The following is a 24,633-nucleotide window of genomic DNA, read 5'->3' as shown; positions in this document are numbered from 1 at the left end:
TCTCTCCCTCTATCTATATATAATTTCAATGTGCGACGGATTTCTTAGAATCCGCCTTTAACAGCATACGGATATTAGAGGATGTCTACAATTAAACATGTTGCTGGGTTTTATTTCCTTGTTATATATCTTGCTCTTATATTTGACAGAACGTTTAACTTGGCTTTACGATGTGAACCATGATTCAATGGACACAGAAGGAAGGGATCTGGGTGAACAAGAACGCTGCACCGCCTGCTGAACAGCTGCTATATGCCGGGAGCATAAGCAATAATCCAGACTGGCAGTTCCCAAGCCACAAGCATGATGATCTGTTTGAAATTCTCGTTATCAAGGAAGGTGAAGGGGATTTTACCATAGGGGAAACGAGTTATCATGCGGTCAAAGGGGACGTACTGATCTATAACAAAGGCATTCTGCACGCAGAGAAATCCTCCAAGGAGCATCCCGTGTTTATCTGCTACTGCGGCTTCTCTTCAGCTCGTGAATATATTGTTCCGCTCGACGCCCATCCTGTAATTCGTGCTAACAAATACTCGAGTGAGATGATCACGCTCATGGAGCTGCTATTTGAAGAATCCTCCATGCAGGAGGAAGGATATGAACAAATCGCAGGGCATCTGCTGAGCTCCATTCTGGTGCTTGTACACCGTATGCTTAAACTGCAAAATCACGCTCAAAGCCTGACAAAAAATACGCTGGCAACCGAGATCAAGGAATATATCGACGGGAATTATACACAGTCTATGAGTCTCAAACAAATCGCTGACGAGTTTAATATCAGTTCCTACTATCTTGCTCATATCTTCAAGAACACCTATGGCACTTCTCCGATTAATTACATGATTCAGAGACGTATGGGCGAAGCAACCCGGCTGCTCGTTCAGTCCGAGATGAAAGTATGGGAGATTGCCAAGATTACTGGATATGAGAATCCCAACTACTTCTCCATACTATTTACGAGAGTCGTCGGCATGTCACCTAAGCAGTATCGAGAGCATCATAACCAAAACCTTTCCTATGCTGAGGGCATGTTTATCAAACAGGATGATAAAAAAACAGATCATTAGCTTCCGCCAAGATCTGTTCTCATCTATTTGTTATGCTTGTTTGTTATGCAGAAAAACACTAAACTACTGCATGTAATTTAAGAATGGATTCCAAACGCTCTATCGCTTCCAGACAAGCCCGGCTGTTGTGATACGGACATTTCCATGCACCGACCTTCTGCTGACTGAGGTTAGGTTCACCACTACGGAATACCTGCCAGTGCCATTCCCCGCCTGTACGATCAACAATATAATCCCGAATAAAGCTCCAGCTGCGATGAGCGGCATGCAAGTACTGGACCTCCCCACTAATCTGGTAGGCATTAAGATATCCGACCATCGCTTCTGCCTGCGGCCACCAGTCCTTGCTGTCATCCAGTCTGCCGTCTGCATGAAGCTCATTATAGATGGCACCATCTGTATCCGTACCTTCCGTCAGCGTCGCCACAGCCATCTGGATCGCAGCAGCTCGTAGCTTGTCCAGAAGCTCAGGATCCCCGAGCACCTCTGCCGCTTCCCATAGCAGCCAGCTCCCCTCAATATCATGTCCATAGGAGACATCAGCAGACTGCGAATTCCATTCATCATCAAAGAACAGCTTGAAGTGACCTGACTCCGCATCCAGTATTAGATTCAAATGAACTTCGATCAGCTCTTTGAGCTTCAGGCGCAGCCCCTCCGGCTTCCATATCCGGTACAGATTCGTATAAGCCTCAAGCACATGCAGATGCGTGTTCATGGATTTACGTTCGTTCAGATCCTTGCCGCTGAGGCTGAGATCATCTGTCTCGCTCCACTCTCGTGATAAAGCTTCCACATAGCCTGTATGTACCGGATCATAAGCATAGCGTTCGAGCAGACGGTAAATATCTTCTGCCAGCTGCAGCGGTTCACGATTGTCCGTAGCCCGAATATATTCAGCGAGTGCGTATATGACAAACGCCTGACCATATACCTGCTTCTTATCCTCTGATGGTGTCCCGTCCGGATGAATCATCCAGTAGAAGCCGCCATATTCTTTATCCGCAAAACCGGACTTCAGCTGTTCAAGCGCACGCTCGGCCATATGAAGATCATCGTCCTGCCCATATTTTCGGTAAGCGGCAGCAAATGTCCACAGGATGCGTGCATTAAGCACAAGGGATTTATCCGCTCCATGATCAATCTCACCGTCCGCATTCATCGCCCCGATAAATCCGCCATGGGTATCGTCGATCGTCCGTGCTTTCCAGAAGCCCAAAATATTGTTCTTAAGCTCGGATTCTACCTCCTCCAGCCAGACATGCAAGTTCAAGCTCTTCTCCATACACCCTTCCTCCTCGATCTTTCTCACTCGCAGATCATCTGACCAATCCATACTAACAACACCATAACAAAACAATTCATTGATCATATGAACCAAGAAATATTCTATAATAACAAACCTTTTAATATAATAACATAATGCACTTTATTAATCTCTATGTAATTTTATTTAGCGTTAAAAATAATAACACGACAAGAATTAGATCTCATCGTGTTATTTTAAACCGCTCTATAACTGCATATCTCTCTGAAATTGCATTCTCCGCACACTCTTTCCGAAGGCATTGGCGTAAAATATCCAACGTCCTTCGGTCGGTTGTAGTAATCATCGGCAAGACAGGATTTCATCTCCTCAATCTCTCTTCCCACCTTGGCGATGACTTCATTAATTTCAGTCTGAGATGCTTGATAGCTCTCACTATTTCCGGTCAGCAGATACTCCACTCTCAGCTCAATATGCTCATATGGAATATTATAATGCTCGTGAACATAGGCCGCATATAAGTAGAGCTGATCTGTAAAATCGTCTTCCTTCCCTGTTTTCCAATCCACAATCACGATATGGCCTTTCTCATTGCGATACAGCACGTCCATCTTCACATATACTTTCGTATCGTGCAGAATCATGTGGTCCCATTTCTCAACCTCCATTATATGAGCAATGCCAGACTGAATCTCCTTCCATGTTCTGCTCTCGTACAGCTTCCCTGCCACGGTCTCCATCCGTGCTTTAATCGAGGTGATCCGGTTCTGAAGCTTGGCATCTTCGTCATAGTACATTTCAGACAGCATGGTGTGGTACTTGGGGTTCAGATGCCATCCATTCATATCTTTGGATTCCACATAGGCCTTATTCAACAGGTCTCGCATTCGTTGCTGTAAAAAGGGCACCTCCGGCGCTGTTCTGTTACGTTCCCAGCTTCGTATGACCGATTCGCACATTTGATGTGCAAGGTTCCCGAATATCAAATACAGGCTGCTGAGCTGCTTCAGCCGGTAGGTTTGAACCTGGTCCGGATCTGCCGACTCCGGCTTCCAACCGTTATGCGAACCGTAATAATGGTAATAATATTTACGAAGGCATTCATTAAACATACCTGCTCGTGAACCTGAATAGGACCACGGGGGATACATTGTTATCATGATCCATCAGACGCCTTTCTTTGCAATCTATCATCGCTTTATTGTATTGTATTCTATCATAACCCGCAGAATCTAACGAAACATTTCATATTATGGAGCGTACTAAGAACAAAGCAATGAGAAGCCACTCCTGCATATAATGGAAGACAAGGCAGGGTTGTTCACGTTAAAGGGGCAAACAGACATGAGTACTGAATTTGAGCAGGAAGAAGTAAGGAAGGATTGGCTGCAGGCCGACTCCCTACTTGCGCAGGTTGAGATTATAGGTAATGCGGAGAATGATCTGGTCAGCATTGAAGGTAATACAGATGGATTAGAATGCATCGGTGTCGGTACAGATGCCGCCGTATTTATTATGCCGGAATTACCTCAATATGCCTTCAAGATCTATTCACAGCAGGCCTTAGACAAGAAGAATACAGAAAAAGAAGTTTATGCGAAGCTGAAGGGTTCTCCATATTTTGCAGCTTGTTACGGAGACGGAGTGAATTACCTGGTGCTCAGCTTTGAAGATGGCCCGACGCTTCAGGACTGCCTAACCCTCGGAATTCCGGTACCGGAACAGGTTATCCTTGATGTGGAAGAGGCTCGCACGTATGTAAGAAGCGTAGGCCTAAACCCTCGGGACATCCATCTGAAGAACGTGGTGAACCAGAATGGACGCGGCAAAGTGCTCGACGTCTCTGAATATGTGAAGGAGGGCGACGACCAGCGCTGGGATCACTTAGTATGGGCCTACTATAATGTTTATCCCCGATTTAACGAAATCAAGGTTCCACTCTGGGTCATTGATGCTGTGAAAAAGTGGTATCATCGCCGGAATAAATCGGTCTTGAATCTGGAGGAGTTCTCTTCCAAGGTGATCCGATTGTTTGATAAGCTAATGAAATAATAAGCTGTCCACAAAAAAAAGCGGCATGTGCATCTCTAAGCCATCCAGAGAGATGCTGCATGCCGCTATTCTTGTTCAGAACCTGAGAACAGCGCCTTGCCGCTATTCTCGTTCAGAACCTGAGAACAGCGCCTTGCCGCTATTCTCGTTCAGAACATTAGAACAGCGCCTTGCCGCTATTTCTGCTCAGAACTTAGAAACAGCGCCTTGCCGCTATTTCTGCTCATAACCTGAAAATAGCTCCTCAAAAACCAAAGTCCAGCGCCTTACCTGTCTCTGCTACACTTTTCACATTACTTAGAACCATGGGCCAGGTCGATTTCGTTCGTTCATAGGATGGATGCCCTTCGCTCCACTCATCATTTACAAATGTCAGCTTCGTGCAGCCCCCTACAATCTCAAGAGTATAGGTCATTCGGGTCGTGAGCTCCGCATGATTCTCCGCATAGCTTGGCCCCGGATGCTCTGTGCAGCTGAACAACTTGCCAGGTTCACAGGCCAGCACCTCACCATATACATGTACCGTTTCATCTCCTTCATTCCCAGGGCCGACATATCGATACCCCTCGCCTACTTTGAAGGAAGAGTCAAAGATCGAGCCAAAGAAGATCTGCCTAGTTCCTTCCGGTTTGAATAGCGTGTCCCATATTTTTTCGGGTGATGCTCCAATATACAGCTCATAGCGAAGTGCTTCCATTTAAGTCCCTCTCTTTCTTGTGAACAGCGAAGTATTTGACAATATCCCTCTTCACTTTGTCCAAAATTTGTTAAAATAAGACAGGAGCAAGATTTGATCTACTGATAACTTGATATTACAGCTTGGGCATGAAGGCGTATTGTAAAAAAGCGACAGACAGGAGCGGAGCTGAAATGAGCTTTTTGTTCTCACAGAAACCTAGTATGGGTATTATGAACCTGGAGAAAGGCGAGCAGCATTTTCGCTTGGAACGCTTTTTGCCCAGTATAGAGCTTCAGCAATTCATCAAGCATTACTGGATTGTGGAATGGGAGCTGGCTGAAGACAAGACGCATATTCAGGAGGTCATCCCGAATCCTTGTGTCAATCTGGTCATCGAGTCAGGACGCACTTTCTTCTACGGGCCCGCAACCCGTAAATACAGCTATCAGCTGAATTCCAAAGGACGTGTCTTCGGGATCAAATTTAAACCAGGCGGATTCTTCCCTTGGTATCGGCAGTCCATATCCAAGCTGATTGATCATCCACTTCCGGCAGAAGAGATATTCAGCGTACCCCGCGAAGAGCTGGAATCGACGTTTCTCAACACAGCGGCTGAACACATGGAGCTTATATCACGTATGAACGAAGCTCTATTGGCCCTATTGCCCCCGGAAGACAAGCTTACCGATCTCGCAGAGCAAATGACAGAATATATTCGGCTTCATCACGAAATTACGAGAGTAGATCACGTGTGTGAACAGTTTAATATGAATAAACGAACGCTGCAGCGAATGTTTAAACAGTATGTAGGCATCAGTCCGAAGAATGTAATCAAGCTGTACCGGCTTCAAAATGCAGCGGAAGCGCTCGATCATGGACAAGCGGTAAATACACTTGAGCTTAGCCTTGCGCTTGGCTACCACGACCAGTCCCATTTTATTAAAGACTTTAAAACCATCGTCGGCCAAACGCCGGAAGCCTATACACGCAGCGTCGCCCGCCGATGATCAACGGCACCCGTCCAGTTAGACGCAGATTGTGTAATGTTCATCTTCAATATGCAAGACAAGGATTACGGATATGTCTCATCTCATTTATATACAAAAGTAAGGCCCTAGCAAACGAATGCCAGGGCCTTATTTTCAATTCATGATCTTAGGAAGCCGATCCTGTTACACTTGTGCCGTTCTTCGTAATCTTGTAAGTGATCACTTCTCCGCTCCAGAAATGGAAGGTAAGAACCACTTCAGCATCCTTCGTTTCATTGAAGAAGTTAGGCTTCAATACGACTTCACCCTTATCATAGGAAGGAGAGAAGGTATACTCGAATTCCTTGAAGGAAGTCCAGTTCTGCGGTCCAGCTACGGTGCCATCGGTATATTTCGCTTCCATTGTTGCCAGCAGATCACCGTTAAAGGATACCGGAATAGCGAAGGACTCTGTCGTTCCTTCTGCATCCTGCAGCACCGGTGTGCTGTTCGTGATGACTCTGAATTTCCAGTCTGCGCCTTTGTTGAATTCAGCCGTAATGACGCTGTTTACACCATACTCACCGGAAGCGGTCAGCTCTTCAAGCTTGCTTGCTTTGATCGTAAGAACATGATCACTCACCACATAGTCTTTAAACTTCTTCAAATTCTTGCCGTCTACGCTCAGCTTCGTCAGCTTGTTGCCGTTCAGCTCCAGCTGAATGTTAGCGTCCTTCACATCTGCGCCTTTTTCGACAAAGATCAGGTCTGTCTCAGCCGTTGCCGAGCGTCCCTTCCAGCCTTCCTTCATGATATTGAAGAAGTCCAGATCAGACCATTCGTAGGTTGTTCTGTTCATGTGCTGACCGTTATCCCACAGCATATGAGTTACATCTTTTTCATTCAGGTAATGCGTCAGGAACTCGAAGAATTTCAGCTTCTCACCCTGCTCGATTACTGCTGTGCTTTGGTCAAAGCCGAGAAGTCCGTATTCGCCCAGAATGACCGGAATTCCTTTGGCAACAAATGTATTGTGAACATTATCAAAGGTTTGGATAATATCGTTCTTCGTATCCTTCTCAAAATGGGTATAACCCGCAATGTTCACACTAAACGGCCAAAATCCATAATAATGAACGGTTGCGATAATATTCGGATCATTCAGCTCTGTAATTGTTGCATACAGCTCATCCATTCTTTCTTGTGTAGGTGAAGCCTCTAGAGTAGAAAGAACAAGCGGTCTTTCTGTATTCTTGCCGCCGGATTCACGCAGAATGCTGTGGAAGGACAAATTCAGTTCTTTCAGCATATCGAACATCTTCTCTTCATCCGTCGTTCCACCATCCGAGAAGCGCGGCTCGTTAACGCTTTCAAACATCAATTTGTTGGAATGATCTTTGAAGTGGTCTGCCACTTGGGTCCATATTGCATTATAACGAGCAAGCACTTCGTCGTGCTTGGTTTCCATGTGGCTGATCCATAACCAGGAATCATGATGGACGTTAACCATGACATACAGATCTTCATCCAATGCCCAATCTACAACTTGTTCAACCCGGTCCAGATAAGCAGGCTCAATGGTGTAGTTCGGAGCCTCACCGATATGGCTGTCCCAGGTTACTGGGATACGAATACTCTTATATCCTTGGTCTGCAATTTCCTCAATCAGCTCTTTCGTAATTTTCGGATTGCCCCAGGCTGTTTCATCCGCTCCGACCGCATCAAGAGAGTTCCCCAGATTCCATCCGGGCTGCATGTCATCTACATAAGCCTGCAGTTTATTTTTGGCCACCGGCTCTGCTTCCTGCTGCTTGTCCGCAGAGGCAGCGGATGTGAATAAAGAAATGACAAGTGCTGGAACCATTGCAAGTGCAAGTAAGCTCTTCGGACGCTTTTTGTGCAATACCATTTGCATCTCTCCTTATGTAATTTTAGGTCATAATCCAAGCGCAACAGCATATGTGCCAATCGTCTGAAAGCGCTTTCGGTAATAACTTATCATAATTTACCATCCAATAATACCCTGTAAATTCTTTCTATACTCATATAAAAATTAGATATTATAGGCGTTTACCTCATTCGATCTTACTGCATAAAAAAAGAGAGCAGCCTCATTACAGGAGCTCTCCTCGTTAAATTTCTATGTTGATTAATGATCCAGGAACACAAGCTGGATGAAGAACAGAACCGCAAAGATGTAGAATATTGGATGAACATCCTTGCCTTTTCCGCGCAGCAGCTTAAGTACCGGATAGAAGATGAATCCTACCCCGATCCCTGTTGCAATACTATGTGTCAGCGGAGTAAGAATGATAATGAGAAATGCCGGGAAGGCCTCTTCAAGATCGTTCCATTTGATCTTACTAATAATGTTGATCATAAAGTAACCGACGATAATCAGTGCCGGCGAAGTAATGGCCGGAATGCCGGAGATCACACTAATAATAGGTGAGAAGAACAAGGTTAATGCAAGCAGAACGGATACGACTACAGCCGTGAGTCCTGTTCTTCCTCCGGCAGCAACCCCTGTGCTTGACTCAATATAAGCCGATGTCGGGCTTGTTCCAAACAATGCTCCTGAGGTCGTTCCGACTGCATCAGCCAATAGTGCGCCGCGGGACCGCGGGAATTTCCCGTCCTTCATCAGCCCTGCCTGTTCAGCGACACCGAGCATCGTACCCGTTGTATCAAACAGAGTAATCAGCAGGAATGTAAATATCACGGTATATAAACCGTTTGAGAATACACCAGCTATGTCCAATTGGAATGCCGTGGTCGAGAAGCCCTGCGGCAGGGACACGATGGATTCCGGCATTTGGAATAGTCCCATCATCCAGGCAATAATCGCGGTAATCACCATACCGATGAATAGATAACCCTTAACGTTGTAAGCCATCAGCACAACAGTAATGAGCAGACCGATAATCGTCAGATACGCCATCGGCTCAGACAGATTACCGATTGTAATCAGCGTAGATTCGGAAGCTGCGATGATGCCTGCATTTTGCAGTCCAACCGTTGTAATAAACAAACCAATTCCTGCTGTAATTGCATGCTTCAGACTTTCAGGAATGGCATTAAGCAGCATATAGCGGAATGAAGTTAGTGATAGGATAATGAATAGAACCCCTGCAATAAATACTGCACCGAGTGCAATTTGCCACGAAACGCCGCTGCCTGCGACTACACTATATGCAAAAAACGCATTTAACCCCATGGCAGGCGCCATAACAATCGGATAGTTAGCCCATAATCCCATGATCAGTGTGGCCACAATACTTGCAAGCACGGTCGCAATAAACACACCGTTAAAATCCATCCCTGTGCTGCTCAGAATACCCGGATTGACAACAACGATATAGACCATCGTAAAGAATGTCGTAATTCCGGCTATAATTTCGGTTGAGACACTAGTGCCTCTATCTTTTAATTTGAACCATCTTTCCATGGAATAGCCTGCCTCCAGCTTTCATAGTTGTGCATACGGCTTAAAAACAAAAAATCCTAATCTACTCTTATAGGATTGTTAAAATGTCGCTCCTATATTCGTCATTAGGATCTAACAGCTCTATTTTATAAGCTTTAAACCAAAATATTAGGATAGATATCTATGTTTTTAACCTGATGCGCATTTCGTATTTTAAAGAAATCAACATGCGATGTCAATAAAACCATGATTTGTTCACACTTATTCACGAACTATAAAAGGTTTAATAGTACTATTCATTCGTTTTTACAGATCCTCGTATGCTGGAGGGCGGTACGTGCTTATACTTCTTGAACGTTCTGCTGAAATACGAAATATCATTATACCCTGCCGCCAGAGCGACCTCCGAGATCGTCATTTCCGTGTTACGGAGCAGATACTCTGATTTGTTGATTCGAAATTGATTAATATAATCGGTTACTGTCTTGTTCGTGAGCTCACTAAACAATCGGCTGAAATGAAACCGCGACAAATTGGTCATCCGGGCCAGCTGCTCTACCGACAGCTCCTCCAGATAATGCTCCTCTATATATTTGAAGACAGGAGCAAACCGCGTCAGATTTTTGGTACGGCTGTTAAACACCGACAGCGGCATATATTCAGCAACATATTTACGAAACAAGATCGTCAGCATACGGTACATGCTGGATTTAATCGCAAGCTCATATCCCAGCTCTCTATTGCAGAACTCGTGTTTAATCAGCTCAAACGCACCTCGCAGCTCCTCATCATCTGTAATATGATTCTTGAATATCACATTATTCTGTGTCATCGGCGTGATGAATTTGGTCTCCACCGCATCCGGCGATGGACTCTGCAGCAACGAAAAATCAGCAATGAGGGCATTATACAGCAGGTCACCGGACAAGTTGATCCCATAATGCAGATCGTTGCTGTTCAGAATGATTAAGTCTCCAGCCTTAGCATGAGTGACCTGGGAATTGCATTCGATTTCCGCTTCGCCGTGTACAAAATACAAAATCTCCATATGCTCGTGAAAATGTGGAGGGAACAGCGTCTGCCCCTTCTCTCTGTACTCACAATGATGAAGCTTGATTGGAAAGTGTGGATCCGGCATGTCCATAGGTTCCCGCAACGCAGCGTTTCTAAGCATGTCACCCCTCCATTGACCGCACAATTGTTCAAATATTCAGCATCCGTCTGCATGGCTTTCTTATGGGTCCCAAAATACAATAGTTGTGAATCGAGAATAGAATGAGCCATGAAGCTGACAGCGCATACTTCTTAGCATTTCAGCGTTTAGAATGGATGCAGCGAAGATCGGTTCTTTCTATCCAGTATATCCTATTACAGAGTTTGAAGGGAGCACGAAATTACATATGAGTACACTTAAAGTTGGCGTCATTGGTGCAGGCAGCATCTCTCAATATCACTTAACTCCTTATAAAAATAATCCGAATGTAACACTTCTCGCGGTCTGTGATATGAATCTGGACAGAGCACAAAAAACAGCGGAAGAATACGGAGCTCCACATGCCTACAGCGATTATAACGAGCTGCTGGCCAATGAGGAGATCGATGCTGTCAGCATCTGTACCTGGAATGATACCCATGCCGAGATCAGCATCGCCGCTCTCAAGGCTGGCAAGCATGTCCTCGTGGAGAAGCCCCTCTGCCGGACGGTGGAAGAAGCTCTTAAGATCGAGCAGGCGGTTAAAGAATCCGGCAAAATACTTCAAGTCGGATTTGTCCGCAGATACGATCCGAATGCACAGATGCTCAGAGCTTTTGCAGACAACGGAGAATTCGGTGAGATTTATTATGCCAAGGCTTCCTATATCCGCAGACTCGGGAATCCAGGCGGCTGGTTCGCGGATTCAAGACGCTCCGGCGGAGGTCCGCTGATTGATATCGGCGTCCATGTCATTGATCTATGCTGGTATATGATGGGCAGACCCAAAGTAAAATCCGTCAGCGGCAACACTTACCGCAAATTAGGCAACCGTTCCAATATTAAAAATCTATCTTCTTATAAAGCAGCAGACTACAGTGCAGAAAGTAATGATGTCGAGGATTTGGCCAATGCACTAATCCGGTTCGAGAATGGGGCAACGCTGCTCGTTGATGTGAGCTTCACGCTGCATGCCAAGGAAAATGAAGGTGTTGTTAAGCTATACGGTGACAAGGGTGGATTCGAAATCGATCCGGAAGTGGTCATTGTCACTGAGAAACACGATACGATTATTAACATCAAGCCTCAGACCGACAGCAAGGGCTTCCAGTTTGAGAAAGCATTCCAGAGCGAGATCGACCATTTTGTGGAGTGTGTACAGACGGGCAAGCAGCCGATCAGTCCTGTTGAGGACGGCGTAGAGATAATGAAGATCCTTCGCGGCATTTACGAATCTGCCAGCACAGGGAAGGAAGTGTATCTATGAAGCTCGGACTCAGCACCTACAGCCTGTATCAGGCACTGCGCAGCGGTAAAATGACGATCGAGGATGTCATTGACTTCACTGCCGATCATGGCGGAGAACATGTGGAGATCGTCCCGCTCGGCTTCAATCTCACGGAGCAGCCTGAGCTGATCGATACCATCGTATCCAAAGCTGCTGACCGGGGACTCGAAATTTCTAACTATGCGATCGGTGCTAATTTTCTGCTGAATGATGCGGACGCTTATGAACAGGAAATCGCCAGAGTGAAGCGAGAGGTAGATATTGCAAATCAGCTTGGCGTCAAATTAATGCGTCATGATGTGGCCTCATCCCCGGATGTATCCATCGCTAATTTCAATGCTCATTTGGAGCAGCTGGCGAATGCTTGCCGCCGCATTGCAGAATATGCAGCTCCATATGGAATCACGACGAGTGTGGAGAATCATGGGTTCTTCATCCAGCAGAGCGATCGGGTACAGGCACTGATCCATGCTGTAGGGCTGCCTAATTTTAAAACAACACTGGACATCGGAAACTTCCTGTGTGCCGACGAGCAGCCCATCGCTGCTGTGAAGAACAACCTCCCTTATGCCTCCATTGTGCATATCAAGGACTTCTATGTTCGTCCGGCAGGGCAGCATCCAGGCGAGGGCTTCTTCACATCCACAGCGGGCCAATATTTGCGTGGTGCCGTCGCCGGGCAAGGAGATCTTCCAATGCGTGATATTATCAAGCTTATCAAATCCTCCGGTTATGACGGCTATCTGAGCCTCGAATTCGAAGGATTGGAAGACTGCGAATTGGGTTCGAGAGCAGGACTCGCCAACGTAAGAAGAATATGGGACGAAGTCTAGCAGACGAAATCCTCAGCTTTAATTAAGAACGAATGTAGATAAGGAGGTACTATATGTCTTTTTCAAATAAGATCGGGGTCATATCGGACAGTTTCCAGGCAGGACTCAAGGGCGGGCTCGTGAAAGCCAAGGAGGTTGGCGCAGAGGGTGTGCAAATCTATGCGGTATCCGGAGAAATGGCTCCTGAGAACTTAACAAGCTCAGACCGCAAGCAGCTGCGCAGCTATATTGCCGACTTAGGACTCGAAATCTCTGCACTGTGCGGCGATTTAGGCGGACATGGCTTTCAAGATGCGGCTGCAAACCGTGAGAAGATCGAACGCTCGAAGCGCATTCTAGACCTCGCTGTGGAGCTGGGCACCGATGTGGTTACCACACATATTGGCATCGTCCCGGATGATGTTAATGGCTCTATTTACAGCACGATGCAGGAAGCCTGTGAAGAGCTCGGTGTCTATGCGAAGAGCATGAATGCCTATTTTGCGATCGAGACCGGCCCTGAACGCGCTGCCCATCTGAAGAGCTTCCTTGATTCTCTCAGTACAAACGGAGTATCAGTCAACTTCGATCCTGCCAATATGGTCATGGTGACTGGCGATGATCCCGTCGAAGGTGTAAAGCTGCTTAAGGATTACATCGTTCATACGCATGTGAAGGACGGCCGGCAGATCAGACCGATTGATCCTAAGGAGGTATATGGTTATCTCGGCTATGAAGGGATGACGCATGAGAAGATTGCCGAGATGGCCTCCTCGGGAGCGGCCTTTTTGGAAGTTCCTCTTGGTGAAGGTCAGGTCGATTTTGACGCTTACTTTGCCGCTTTACAGGAGATCGGCTACAAAGGCTATCTGACCATTGAGCGTGAGGTGGGCAGTACACCGGAGGAAGATATTAAGAAGGCGGTTCAGTTTATTAAGAAGTTTAGGGGATATTGAGCTGATCGTATGGAGTTGGCGAAAAGCAGGATGTTGGCGGCTGTGCCGCTTCGATAGCGAAAGGTACGTTCGATCGTTCTTGGTTACGAACGCTGGCACTTCTCTCTGTACCCCTTCGCTCTCTTCGCTTATCAGCCTACCTCCGTTAAGAGCATCCCCCACACTTCTTATTAACTGATGTGGGGGGATTATGAAAAAGGTCCGATGCTGCAGAAGCAGATGTCGGACCCTTTTTTATGAAATTCGTGTTGGCTGGCTGCGCCGCTTATTTTTCAGCGAGTATATTTGCAGCCGCTTCAAGCGCCTGAATGACTTTGTCGCACCAAATATCAAATTCCTTATCCTCTTTTTGCAGCTCTGGATGCGCAAGTATATATTGGACCGTTTCCTTAATTCCTTGATCCAGCCGAGTCGTAGCCACATAATCAGGGACCAGCCGCTTCAGCTTGGAATTATCAAACACGACGGAGTTGGCTTTATCGCCAAGCAGACTTCCTCTAAAGTCTTGGGTGCTGCACGCATCCAGAAACTCTGACGCCACATGAACGGCATTCAGCTTCACACCAAGGCTGTCGGCTATAATCTCATAGATTTGATTCCAGGTGACCGTCTCATCCGAGGTAATATGGACAGCTTCACCAATGGCATGGATATTCCCCATCAGACCAATAAAGCCTTTGGCAAAATCACGGTTATGGGTCATCGTCCATAGTGCTGTACCGTCTCCATGAATAATAACCGGCTTATGCTCAAGCATGCGCTTTGCAACCTGCCATGAGCCGCCGCTGCCGTGAACACCAAGCGGAATTGATCTTTCATCATACGTGTGGCTTGGTCGAACGATGGTGATCGGAAATCCATGCTCCCGATACTGCTGTGTTAGATACTCTTCACATGCGATCTTGTTTCTGGAATACTCCCAGTACGGATTGGACAATGGAGTTCCCTCTGTAATACGGTAGTCCGACAACGGTGTCTGATATGCTGAAGCTGAGCTGATAAACATATACTGTTTGGTTTTATCCTTAAACAAGCGGTAGTCCCGCTCCACATGGGCTGGATGAAATGCAATAAAATCCGCCACGACATCAAACTGCAGATCCTGAATCAGGCTGGCAACCTGCTCCTCATCGTTTATATCGGCCTGCAGAACCGCAGCTCCTGCTGCAAAGCTTTCGTTCCGATTCCCTCGATTGAGCAGATACAGCTCACATCCTTGTTCGAGCAGCTGGCGAGTGATCGCAGAACTGATGGTACCCGTGCCTCCAATAAAAAGCGCTTTCATGTTTATCCACCTCCGCTAGAATATAACCGGGCGTTACTCCGTTTTCTTACGCTTTACTGAGATCGTTTTTTTTCTGTCCATCATGTCCGTATTTCGACATCAGTCCTCATATTCCTTTCATCCCATCTAAAAAAGCACCCTGCAATAGACTCCTTCTGCAAGATGCCCTCATTCTGTTCAGCTTCTCTCCCGATGAATATAATCGCCAAGCTGCTTATAGATCTCAATAATCTCCGTCATTGGCATTCGCACCAGCCCGCTGGAGGAAGGGGCTACAAATTCGTGCATACCTGAGAGATAAGGCTCTGGCTGGAAGCCCCAATGCGCCTTTGATTTTTTGGAATACTGGGCATATACACCCTTGCCGACGAAGCAGGCGACTTCCGGTCTGTACTTCTCCAGCTTATTTTTCAGAAGGATTCTGCCTTCCGCATACTCCTCCTTCGTAATATCTTCAATGCCTTTCGTCGGTCTTGCCACAATATTGGTAAACCCGTAACCCAGCTTCAGCAAATCTTGGTCTTCCTCCGCTTGATACAGACGAGGTGTTAGACCCGCCTGATATAGAATCCGGTAAAAATTGTTCCGTGGGTTGGCATAATGATGTCCGGTTTCTCCTGAACGTATGCTTGGGTTAAAGCCGATAAATACGATCTGTAGGCCCGGCTCCAAATGATCTAGAATTGCCTCCATATTTAACAAGCTCCTTAGCTAAAATTTCTACAATCATCTACTAGTAGATCTCTTCTTGTATTTTTTGGTAAAGTATAGTGAAATAAAGTTTCTGGATTCCATAATACACAATACCCGAACGATGATAAAAGAACCCAAGCTGCTACCAACTTCATTCGCAACCAAGTGACTGTGAGGAGGAGAATGTAATCTCCACAGCTTATTATTATCACAATGATCTCTCTCATTTAACCCTATGCTAATACATTCCATATAAAACAATTGAACTGGAGGCTGATTAAAATGAATATCACTCCGTTACTGAATAAGATAACAGCCCTTCTATCCCCTGTTCCCGGCATCGTCGGTGTCGTTCTCGGCGGCTCTCGTGCGAGAGGAACCCACCAAGCGGACTCGGATATAGATATCGGCGTATATTACGATTTGAAGTCAGGATTTAGCATTGATGAGATCAATAAGGCTGTGAAGGATCTAAATGATGAGCCTGTTGACCATCCCATTACACCGATAGGGGGCTGGGGTCCATGGGTCAATGCCGGAGGCTGGTTTGTTATTGATGGCTGTCATGTCGATTTGATCCTGCGGGATATGCAGCGTGTGGAGCAAGTCATTCACGATTGTCTTGGCGGAAAAATCAATGCGAATTATCAGCCAGGACATCCTCATGCCTATATGAACGGGATGTACATGGGGGAACTTGCGATTGCTCAAGTTTTGGTTGATTCTGACCACCATCTTGCCTCACTGAAACAACAAATTACCCCTTATCCTGGGGCTTATAAACAGAGTATGATCGATTTCTTTTCGTTTGAAGCTTCCTTCTCCTTAATGCTTGCTCAGAAATATGTCACCAAAGACGACAGCTATTATGTGATGGGTCATGTGTTCAGAAGCCTGTCCTGCATGAACCAGATCTTGTTCGCCAAGAATGAACAGCACTGCATCAACGAAAAACGGGCGGTTCAGCTGATTGAAGGTTTTGACTTGAAGCCTGCTCACTATAAGCAGCGCATTGATGAGATTATAGAGCTGCTCTCCCCTGATCCACATCAGCTGACGCTTGCGGCGGCGAAGCTTCAAGACTTAATCGAAGAGACCAATAAATTATAATGTAAACGATATTAAAACAAAAAAGTAACAAACTTCCGTCTCCACAGCTTCTCTAAAGTGCTATAATGTAACGAGTGTTTTGAAAACATTCAGAAATGTTACATAACTTGATAGAAAGAAGCTGAAAACTTCATGATTGCAGACATCTTGCTGGAAGTGGTTCTGCCTGTATTTGTACTTATTGCAGTGGGGTCACTGATGCAGCGTGCGTTCAATCTCGATCTCTACACACTTTCGAAGATAAACTTTTATTTTATTACACCTGCTGCCGTGTTCATGAGCATGTATCTATCCGAAATGTCCGGAAAGCTGCTCGGGACCATCGTTTTATTCTACTTTTTCTATGCACTCATTTTATATATTATCGGGTCCATCGTCTCCAAATCCTTTAAATTCAGCAAAGGCATGAAGGCGGCCTTCAACAACAGTATTATGCTGGATAATGCCGGAAACTACGGAATGCCCATCAGTGCACTTGTGTTTAAGGGAGATCCAATGGCTGCATCGGTTCAGGCCTTCATTATGTCGATGCAAAGCCTGCTGACTTTTACGTACGGGGTCCTGTCTATTCAAGGGGCCAAGCTGAAAGGGAATTACCGAAGTGTCATCATCGGCTTCTTAAAAATGCCGGTTCCTTATGCGCTGCTGCTCGGAATATTGTGGAATGTTCTTGATGCGCCGCTGCCGACCTTCCTCTCCATGCCGCTCGATTATGCCAGAGATTCTATGGTAGCTGTTGCTCTCCTGACGCTGGGAGCCCAGATTATGAAATATCCACTCCGGTTTGGCAGACTCAGCGTATACATCAGTATGATTATCCGTCTGCTTGTGGGTCCCGCCATCGGTATCACACTGGTGTTTGCACTTGGACTTGAAGGCATTACGGCTCAGGCCCTGATTATTGCGTCTGGGATGCCGACAGGCGTGAACTCCTCCATTCTGGCGGAAGAGTATCAGAACGAACCGGATTTTGCAGCACAGACCGTGCTTATCTCTACATTGTTTAACATCATCACCCTGATCGGACTTATCGCATTAGCAAAATCATTTGCATAAACAGAAGCAAAGCCTGGTATCGACACTTGATGGTCGATCCAGGCTTTTTGTAATTTAAAAGTAGGTAAGAATTGTGTAATTCCTTTTACTATAATAGGCGTCCCTCTCACTAAATATAGACATCGGTTTAAAGTCACTGTGAAGTTCAAGCTCACACGTATCAATATAGATTGTCTTTCTAACCGCATCCGGAAAGCGACGATCAAAGTCTTCTATAATTTTGTCTAAAGTAAGATCGGGTGTTTCGCAGGAAAGAATAGTATAAGAGCATCCAGTGTCATCCTCGTAGTAGGACCAATTCTTCATAATTCCCTCCATATTCCAGCTATCATTGGAACAATTTACTTACAACTAAACTATCGTAATATTGACTATTTCTAACATAATAACACATTTTAATACTCTAGTAGTCGCCCGTTATCATGCCATTTTCCGTACATCTTGTTCTTTTTCGTGTGAGCTATTAATTTGTCTAACCTGCTGTTATACAAATCAGGCTCGTTCCGGACACTTTGTATTGTGTCGATCCGTACTCTTTGATAAATGGCTGGAAAGGCCAGGAAATTATTGTACACACGCTTATCCTCTTTAAGCCTGCTGTCTATAATCTGGTCGATTACAAAAGAATCAGGATTCATATCAGGAAGCACCTTTCTCCCTGCATCCATCATCAAGCCCAGCTTCTCGAGACGGCGGACACGTTCTTTATTAAGTTCAGTCCAAGAGCTCCTGTTGCTTCTGGGAGACAGTCTCTGGGCCATTTCCGTTTCTGAACTTTTCTTCTTGAGTCCGTCAATCCATCCAAAACACAAACATTCTTCTACCGCGTCCAAATACAGAACTGTATCTGGCGCAGGTGTCATGCTCACTATAATCCAGCAAGATTTTTCACTGTTTCCATTCTCCTGCAGCCACAACCTCAAACCTTCTCTTGATGTAACGGTAAGCAGCTTATCAATCTCCATCAATGAATAATCTCCATGCTCGAATCATGCCCTTGCAGCTTCCTGGTACCAATAAAGCGAATAATCGTTCATCGTAGATGCGTGACCGAGCTGACGCAGCATGGTCGACACATTGCCCCTGTGATAAGTTCCGTGATTAACCACATGCATAAATATTTCCGATAAGCGGGTTTGACGGATTCCAGCGAATGGATTGTTCAGCAGTATCGTCTGCTCTAAATCGGTTTGGGCTGAGAGCCATTCTGAATAGAGCTCCGCTAACTCATCATAAGAGCTCGCATATTCATCCACTGAATGAAGAACACGCTCATTGATCGACATACATGCTTGAAACGCATCTGGCATTTCCATGCCTGTTAACACCAGATACCACATTTTATCCACGGCATATATATGACTGAGCGCATGGGCGATGGTGGGAAAGGAGCTGTTCACTTTTTCAGAGAGCACAGAGGAAGGGAGCTCCTTAATTCTGCGTAGTATGGTTTGGGTAGCCCAAGTGTGGTAGTTAAACATTTCTACAGGATAATTCGTCATTCGTATCGACTCCTTTTAGGTTTTATAATTATTTTGAATCGTTCCTGTAGATATAATAAAAAAAGATGTATGACAACAGTCTGTCACACATCTTCATATAATTGGAGTGCTTTTTGGATCTGTTCTTTGAGGATACCACGCAGAGAAGGAGGCTCAAGGACCTCAGCGCCGCCGCCAAAGCTGAGCAGGATTGTCCACAGCCAGCGGGCTGTTAATGGCTGATAGACAGGGATCCGCATCGTCATGCTTCCATCCGCATGAAACTCTTTGTCTACCTGATGGAACTGATCCATCGCTTCTGCCAAAGCCTCCGGCCCCACTCGAACTACAACTTCCTCCAATTGTTTCTCCCACCGCTTGTTTGATACATCGATCTTCTTCAGCACACCTTGATGCGGCTCAAAGGTTAATTCCGTCTTGTTCAAATTCATCAGCCGCGACAAACGAAACTCCCGATAATCCTGACGAGCTCGGCAGTATCCATAAATGTACCAATTCCGATATTTAAAATGAAGCTGCAGCGGTTCAAGCTCACGGGTCGTACGTTCATTATTTGCATTAATATAATCAAAGCGAACAACATTCCGCCGGCCAATCGCTGTTCGCAAATGACGAAGTGCATCATGCTCAGTACGGCGGGTATCCAAATCCACCGACAGAATTGTGCTCTGGTGGTCTAGTGCAACCGTCTGTAGTCTTTCAATCGTCCCTTGCACTCGCTCGTCCTCGAATATAGTCGAGAGACTTCTAAGCACCGTGATCAAGGAATGGACGTCATAAGAGCCGAGCAGGCTTCTATCCATTTTGTATCCGTCCATCATGCCATATCCGCCATTTGTTCCTTGATAGGATACGACTGGAAAGCCTGCCGCACAGATCGCATCAATATCCCGATAGATGGTTCTTTGGGATACCTCATAGTCCCAGCTTGGAGGCTGACAGGACTTCGTGATTCAACAGCTTATAAATGATCGAGATTAAGCGCTCCAATTTCATAGGGCTACCCGCCTTACGGTTATTATTTGCCGCCAAATCTTTCTAATAGGAACAATTGATATTGTACCCCTTATCTGAGTAGAATTTTTCTCTATTAGAAAACAATCCAAAGGCTTTGAATTTGGGATCTAGGGTCCATTCGCATATATCGATCGAAATAGATCTATTCTTAGAATCAGGGAGTCTATGATTAAAATCCCGTACGATTTCATCCAATACGATATCCGGCCTTTCACAGGTATAGACAGTGTAATGCTGCTCTTCATCATACTTCCAGTATTTCATTTCGTTCTCCCATCTAGATTAGTTAATAGAGTGAGGCAATTGCGTAAGAAGTGCAGCGGCGTACGCAGCTACGCAGCAACCTTGAGCCAGCACACAAGTTCTTACTTCGCAGCTTCACCCTTACCAATGAGTGTCCTGCTGCCACACACGCCGGACTTCTCACAAGCCGCCCCTTCCAATCGAAGATGAGGAAGGGATGGCTCTCTTCGCTGGCTCCCTTGCGGAGTGAGCGAAAAGTTATCGGGAGAAGCGGAGCGCTCGTATCTGGGAGGGAATGGCTTCCTTCTTATCTAATCATATGCCATTCCCGGACAAGAACGATCGGACGAAACTTTCGCGAACGCAGCACCCTTGAGCCACGGCAAGTTCTTTACTTCACAGCTTCACCCTCACCCAAGAGTGTCCGGCTGCTTCACACGCCGGGCCTCTCCCCCCTTCCAATCGAAGATGAGGAAGGGATGGCTCTCCTTCGCTGGCTCCCTTGCGGAGTGAGCGAAAAGTTATCGGGAGAAGCGGAGCGCTCGTATTTGGGAGGGAATGGCTTTCTTCTTATCTAATCATATCCATTCCAGGACGAAACTTTGGCGAACGCAGCACCCTTGAGCCATGCACAAGTTCTTTACTTCACAGCAAGAGTGTCCGGCTGCTTCACACGCCGGACTTCTCCAATCCGCCCCTTCCAATCGAAGATGAGGAAGGGATGGCTCTCCTTCGCTGGCTCCCTTGCGGAGTGAGCGAAAAGTTATCGGGAGAAGCGGAGCGCTCGTATTTGGGAGGGAATGGCTTCCTTCTTATCTAATCATATGCCATTCCCGGACAAGAACGATCGGACGAAACTTTCGCGAACGCAGCACCCTTGAGCCAGCACACTCTTTGCATTCTTTTCACTCTTTTCACTCTTTTCACTCTTTTCACTCTTTTTAAGCTCTTCCAAGCTCTTTCCACTCTTTTCTCGCTCTCCACGCCTCCCCATCACTTACTTATCATCACCAACTGCAATGAAGCCGCCCTCCTCCACAACCTCCTGACCTTCCTCATCCTGCAGCCACTTAATGATCTCCCTCGCCACATGGTCCTGTGGCAAATTGGAACGCGTGACGGCATAGAGTTCAGCTGTAAACGGATATGTACCAGAACGGATGGTGTCCCTACTCGGCATCACGTCATCGATTGCCAAAAACTTGACGTTTTCTTTCTGATACATTTCACTCGCATAATAATGGAACGAGTACCCGATGGCATTCTCTTCATTGTTGTATGCGGCCACTCGGTCAATCAAGCCGCCCATCAGGCTGACCTTCTGTTCCTTCGGCACCTCGGTGAGTACCGCATCGACCATGACTCCTTTTTCCATAAAGGTCTGGCTGCCGGAATTGGCCTCGCGCTGCAGAGCTAGAATCTGCTCATTTTTCCCTCCGACCTCACTCCAGTTCGTAATAAACCCGCCGTATATATCCTGAATCTGCTCTGTTGACAGACCGCTGATCGGATTATTATCGTTCACCAAAAATATAAATGCATCCTTCCCTACGGGATGAAGCTCCAGCTCTACCCCATTTTGGGTTGCCGTGGAGACCTCATCTTCAGAAGGACCTGCAACAAAGATCAGATCTGCCCGTCCCTCGATAAGATTGATGTAGGCCTCATGGGTCGTGTTAAACCGGGTATCGTCCGCTGCTCTCAGCTGATTAACACCAGTTAGTTCAGCCTTCAGCTTCTCAGCAAAAGGAATAGCCGCCGTCGCGCCATCAATCTGTGGATATCGATCCACCGTATAGCTCCCCTTTGGAACCGCCATGGAAATCAGCAGTGCGAGAACGCCCAGTACAGGAAACGCCCCCCATACGAGCATTCGGGTGCGATGCTTCACGGCTACCTTAACTCTCCCTTGCATCACAATACCAAGCATGAAACATATACTCGGGACAAGTGCCGCAACTAACGTAACAGCGACCATTCCCGCACCATATGCGGATAATACTTTCAATACCGGATTTGCCCAGTATAGATTCAGTGAATACCACATCCAGGACGAGCTCCACAGCTCCCTCGCATCTCCGTCTGACAGCTGCATTCCCAGCCCCCAATAATAAAGAGCGAATGCAAGCAGCGGTATAATCGACAGTAGAAGAATTCGCGAATACGCCCCTATCTCTCTGGATACATACGCACCAAAACTCACAAACACGGTAACCATTAAATAGAAGTAAACCGCCGCGATCAGAAACACACCAAGATCAGGTACTTGATGATGTAACAGCAGCTTTCCCGCCGGAACACCTATAATTCCCCCAAAAAAGAAAGACAGCACAACATACATTAAGCAGAATACGATGCTTTTTCTAAACCACAACCCCCATTTGGAGGATTTAACTTCCCCCTTCTTTGGTGCTTCATTTTTATCAGTCATTACTAATGCCCCCTATTTCTCTACGACAAAGTGTCTAACAAACCAGTTCTACCTTACCTAATATAAACGTAACTTTCCATAAAAAGTTGTACCGAAGAATTTATATTATAAGTGATAAATATCATTGCAAACCACAAAATTACAAAATTCAAACAACACGAATTTACATTGCTGAATGATACCGGGAAGTGGTATGATGCTAACGCACACTATTCCAACTAATTTAGTTGGTTATCTATTTATGCTCTTTTGAAGTTTGAATTCTACGACAATGGATACTAAGGATCTATCCTTCTGTCGTTTTTTGTTTATGTAGACTACGGAGGAGGCTTATTCATGAAAAAGAAAAAACGTTCCACGATGGCTATAATTACCCTGGCTTTGTCTCTGGTTGTCAGCGCATGCGGAAGCCACAGCGGCAGCTCTGAAGGCGGTAAAGTAAAGATCAGCTTTATTCATTGGAACAGCGAAGCAGCTGTATGGAACGAGCTTATCAGTGAATTCGAAACGGAGAATCCTAATATTGACGTGACCATGCAAACCTTCCCTTCCGAGCAGTATCAAACGACGGCCCAAGCTAAGCTCATGGATGGATCGGTCGGCGATGTGTTCGCATCCTTCCCGGGAGCCCAGTTCGAATCTATTCTGAGGGCTGGTCTATATACGGATCTGACCGGTGAGGCCTTCGTCGATAACTACAAGCCGGATCTTATTGAATCGGGTGCCAAAGATGGCAAGCAATATGCATTGCCCTACAATCTGATCTACAATGTGCCGGTATATAATGATGGACTCTTTGAACAATATGGTCTGACGCCGCCAACCGACTGGGAAGGCTTCCTCGCCCTCTGCGAGAAGCTGAAGAGCGAGGGAATTATCCCGATTGCATTCCCCGGCGCAGATATCGGTCCCGGTCAATTCATGAACCCGATGATGATGAATAATGCACCGGACGAAGAAATCTTTGCCAAGCTGGAGTCTGGAGAAGCGAAGCTGACAGATGAATGGTGGGTTAAGACGCTTGCTCAGTTTAAGGAGTTAAATGACAAGGGTTACTTCCAGGAAGGTGCGCTGGGTACGAACACGGATGGTGCGATCGCCCTAATGGCTCAGGAAAAAGCAGCCATGATTGCAACAGGCTCCTATTCCATGTCTGCCATTCTCGCGGGTAACCCCGAATTAGATCTGAACCTGCTTGCACCGATCACAGTGCCTGCTGACGAAGCGACATTCGAAGGCATTCATACAACAACGTTCATGCTGGGCATAAACAGTAAATCGAAGCATCCAGAGGAAGCGAAGAAATTCCTTGAATTCTTAAGTACAGCAGAAGCTGCGGGCAAGGTAGCTAACGAAACCGAGCAGGATGTCCCTGTCAAGGATATTGAATATACATCGCCAGCTCTGACAGCCATTAGTGACTGGAGTACAAAGAACACTCGTTTCCAGCCTCGTTACCTCATTACCAATATCGAGATTCAAAAAGCGGTAACCAGCTCGATTCAGGAAGTGATGTCAGGAATTACACCGGAGAAGGCTGCTGAGAATGCCCAAGCCATTGTTGACCAGCAGCTGAACCTGTAAT

General features: G+C 46.2%; 21 protein-coding genes and 1 pseudogene. 10 read left to right on the top strand and 12 right to left on the bottom strand.

Going from position 1 to position 24,633, the window contains the following annotated elements; all coding sequences use genetic code 11:
• The first annotated feature begins 179 nt into the window (after window positions 1–179).
• The gene (locus ACFSVM_RS02175) at window positions 180–1,070 is read left to right on the top strand and encodes a helix-turn-helix domain-containing protein (RefSeq protein ID WP_076312120.1); all 891 of its coding nucleotides are present in this window, start codon (window positions 180–182) and stop codon (window positions 1,068–1,070) included.
• 58 nt (window positions 1,071–1,128) lie between these two features.
• Here the strand turns inward: ACFSVM_RS02175 and ACFSVM_RS02170 are convergent, their stop codons facing one another.
• Window positions 1,129–2,355 (bottom strand): AGE family epimerase/isomerase, encoded by a 1,227-nt coding sequence (locus ACFSVM_RS02170; protein WP_076312121.1) that lies wholly within the window; start codon window positions 2,353–2,355, stop codon window positions 1,129–1,131.
• 218 nt (window positions 2,356–2,573) lie between these two features.
• Window positions 2,574–3,497, bottom strand: coding sequence for a PD-(D/E)XK nuclease family protein (locus tag ACFSVM_RS02165; protein ID WP_256702747.1), 924 nt, complete (start codon window positions 3,495–3,497; stop codon window positions 2,574–2,576).
• A gap of 184 nt (window positions 3,498–3,681) precedes the next feature.
• Between ACFSVM_RS02165 and ACFSVM_RS02160 the strand changes: the two genes are divergently transcribed.
• Window positions 3,682–4,389, top strand: a complete 708-nt coding sequence (locus ACFSVM_RS02160; protein WP_076312122.1) for a serine/threonine protein kinase — start codon at window positions 3,682–3,684, stop codon at window positions 4,387–4,389.
• Between the two features lie 244 nt (window positions 4,390–4,633).
• Here the strand turns inward: ACFSVM_RS02160 and ACFSVM_RS02155 are convergent, their stop codons facing one another.
• Window positions 4,634–5,086 (bottom strand): SRPBCC domain-containing protein, encoded by a 453-nt coding sequence (locus tag ACFSVM_RS02155; protein WP_047912278.1) that lies wholly within the window; start codon window positions 5,084–5,086, stop codon window positions 4,634–4,636.
• Between the two features lie 173 nt (window positions 5,087–5,259).
• On the opposite strand from ACFSVM_RS02155, the gene ACFSVM_RS02150 reads away from it, so the two are divergent.
• The gene (locus ACFSVM_RS02150; RefSeq protein ID WP_076312123.1) at window positions 5,260–6,075 is read left to right on the top strand and encodes a helix-turn-helix domain-containing protein; all 816 of its coding nucleotides are present in this window, start codon (window positions 5,260–5,262) and stop codon (window positions 6,073–6,075) included.
• A 148-nt stretch (window positions 6,076–6,223) separates the two neighbouring features.
• Here the strand turns inward: ACFSVM_RS02150 and ACFSVM_RS02145 are convergent, their stop codons facing one another.
• From ACFSVM_RS02145 to ACFSVM_RS02135, 3 genes are all read right to left on the bottom strand, one after another.
• The gene (locus ACFSVM_RS02145; RefSeq protein WP_076312124.1) at window positions 6,224–7,945 is read right to left on the bottom strand and encodes a cellulase family glycosylhydrolase; all 1,722 of its coding nucleotides are present in this window, start codon (window positions 7,943–7,945) and stop codon (window positions 6,224–6,226) included.
• Between the two features lie 240 nt (window positions 7,946–8,185).
• The gene (locus tag ACFSVM_RS02140) at window positions 8,186–9,484 is read right to left on the bottom strand and encodes an NCS2 family permease (protein WP_076312125.1); all 1,299 of its coding nucleotides are present in this window, start codon (window positions 9,482–9,484) and stop codon (window positions 8,186–8,188) included.
• Between the two features lie 271 nt (window positions 9,485–9,755).
• Complete coding sequence (locus tag ACFSVM_RS02135) at window positions 9,756–10,637, bottom strand: AraC family transcriptional regulator (protein WP_076312126.1); 882 nt, start codon at window positions 10,635–10,637, stop codon at window positions 9,756–9,758.
• Window positions 10,638–10,863: 226 nt separating this feature from the next.
• Here ACFSVM_RS02135 and ACFSVM_RS02130 point away from each other — a divergent pair, with 226 nt between their 5' ends.
• From ACFSVM_RS02130 to ACFSVM_RS02120, 3 genes are read left to right on the top strand one after another with little or no spacing between them, the layout of a single operon-like run.
• A complete protein-coding gene (locus tag ACFSVM_RS02130) occupies window positions 10,864–11,922 on the top strand; it encodes a Gfo/Idh/MocA family protein (protein ID WP_076312615.1) in 1,059 nt (352 codons plus the stop codon).
• Window positions 11,919–12,776, top strand: coding sequence for a sugar phosphate isomerase/epimerase family protein (locus ACFSVM_RS02125; RefSeq protein WP_076312127.1), 858 nt, complete (start codon window positions 11,919–11,921; stop codon window positions 12,774–12,776). The genes ACFSVM_RS02130 and ACFSVM_RS02125 overlap by 4 nt, the downstream gene beginning before the upstream one ends.
• 53 nt (window positions 12,777–12,829) lie before the next feature.
• Window positions 12,830–13,711: a sugar phosphate isomerase/epimerase family protein gene (locus tag ACFSVM_RS02120; RefSeq protein ID WP_076312128.1), complete on the top strand. Its 882-nt coding sequence runs from the start codon at window positions 12,830–12,832 to the stop codon at window positions 13,709–13,711.
• Window positions 13,712–13,976: 265 nt separating this feature from the next.
• Here ACFSVM_RS02120 and ACFSVM_RS02115 read toward each other — a convergent pair whose 3' ends face one another.
• On the bottom strand, window positions 13,977–14,996 hold the full coding sequence (locus ACFSVM_RS02115; RefSeq protein WP_076312129.1) for an SDR family oxidoreductase: 1,020 nt from the start codon (window positions 14,994–14,996) through the stop codon (window positions 13,977–13,979).
• 177 nt (window positions 14,997–15,173) lie between these two features.
• Complete coding sequence (locus tag ACFSVM_RS02110; RefSeq protein ID WP_076312130.1) at window positions 15,174–15,689, bottom strand: mismatch-specific DNA-glycosylase; 516 nt, start codon at window positions 15,687–15,689, stop codon at window positions 15,174–15,176.
• Window positions 15,690–15,971: 282 nt separating this feature from the next.
• On the opposite strand from ACFSVM_RS02110, the gene ACFSVM_RS02105 reads away from it, so the two are divergent.
• Both ACFSVM_RS02105 and ACFSVM_RS02100 read left to right on the top strand, forming a co-directional pair.
• Window positions 15,972–16,799 carry a nucleotidyltransferase domain-containing protein gene (locus tag ACFSVM_RS02105; RefSeq protein WP_379260143.1) on the top strand — a complete coding sequence of 276 codons (828 nt, stop codon included), beginning with the start codon at window positions 15,972–15,974 and terminating at the stop codon, window positions 16,797–16,799.
• Between the two features lie 132 nt (window positions 16,800–16,931).
• Window positions 16,932–17,855: an AEC family transporter gene (locus tag ACFSVM_RS02100; protein WP_076312131.1), complete on the top strand. Its 924-nt coding sequence runs from the start codon at window positions 16,932–16,934 to the stop codon at window positions 17,853–17,855.
• A gap of 395 nt (window positions 17,856–18,250) precedes the next feature.
• On the opposite strand, the gene ACFSVM_RS02095 is transcribed toward ACFSVM_RS02100, so the two are convergent.
• The 3 genes and pseudogenes from ACFSVM_RS02095 to ACFSVM_RS02085 form a co-directional block, all read right to left on the bottom strand.
• On the bottom strand, window positions 18,251–18,820 hold the full coding sequence (locus tag ACFSVM_RS02095) for a YdeI/OmpD-associated family protein (RefSeq protein WP_379260141.1): 570 nt from the start codon (window positions 18,818–18,820) through the stop codon (window positions 18,251–18,253).
• Window positions 18,821–18,844: 24 nt separating this feature from the next.
• Window positions 18,845–19,357, bottom strand: a complete 513-nt coding sequence (locus ACFSVM_RS02090) for a DinB family protein (protein WP_379260139.1) — start codon at window positions 19,355–19,357, stop codon at window positions 18,845–18,847.
• 83 nt (window positions 19,358–19,440) lie between these two features.
• A pseudogene (locus ACFSVM_RS02085) lies at window positions 19,441–20,353 on the bottom strand (helix-turn-helix transcriptional regulator).
• Window positions 20,354–20,688: 335 nt separating this feature from the next.
• Between ACFSVM_RS02085 and ACFSVM_RS02080 the strand changes: the two are divergent.
• Entirely contained in the window at window positions 20,689–21,195 is a 507-nt protein-coding gene (locus tag ACFSVM_RS02080; RefSeq protein ID WP_379260137.1) for a hypothetical protein, read from the top strand.
• Between the two features lie 419 nt (window positions 21,196–21,614).
• On the opposite strand, the gene ACFSVM_RS02075 is transcribed toward ACFSVM_RS02080, so the two are convergent.
• Window positions 21,615–23,048 (bottom strand): PstS family phosphate ABC transporter substrate-binding protein, encoded by a 1,434-nt coding sequence (locus tag ACFSVM_RS02075; RefSeq protein WP_379260135.1) that lies wholly within the window; start codon window positions 23,046–23,048, stop codon window positions 21,615–21,617.
• Between the two features lie 336 nt (window positions 23,049–23,384).
• Here ACFSVM_RS02075 and ACFSVM_RS02070 point away from each other — a divergent pair, with 336 nt between their 5' ends.
• Window positions 23,385–24,632: an ABC transporter substrate-binding protein gene (locus tag ACFSVM_RS02070; RefSeq protein ID WP_379260133.1), complete on the top strand. Its 1,248-nt coding sequence runs from the start codon at window positions 23,385–23,387 to the stop codon at window positions 24,630–24,632.
• Window position 24,633: the final 1 nt, after the last annotated feature.

Origin of the sequence: Paenibacillus shunpengii (assembly GCF_042684905.1) — a bacterium.
Lineage (GTDB): Bacteria > Bacillota > Bacilli > Paenibacillales > Paenibacillaceae > Paenibacillus > Paenibacillus shunpengii.
Note: the sequence above shows the minus strand (reverse complement) of the source record. Positions and strands in the feature narration are given on the sequence as shown.